Here is a 202-nt window from a genome sequence, read left to right on the forward strand (position 1 = left end):
GTTTACTTTACCTGTGGTCGTTGGGTTATCAACGGTGATCGTACCGTCGGCATTCACTGTCGCCGGTACCGTTGACTTATCCGCCGTGTAGCCTGGCTTCACTGGTACTGTAACATCAACATGTTCGCCCGTCTTACCAGTTACATCAGGTACCGTTTGATCACCTTGGTTACTTGGAATCGTCACATTTGCCTTGGCATCA

General features: G+C 49.5%; 1 protein-coding gene. It reads right to left on the reverse strand.

The window, feature by feature from the left end; genetic code table 11:
- A partial coding sequence (locus CES79_RS12995; protein WP_159459513.1) for a hypothetical protein occupies nt 1–202 on the reverse strand: 202 nt, incomplete at both ends.

The organism is Secundilactobacillus silagei JCM 19001 (assembly GCF_002217945.1).
Taxonomy (GTDB): Bacteria; Bacillota; Bacilli; order Lactobacillales; family Lactobacillaceae; genus Secundilactobacillus; species Secundilactobacillus silagei.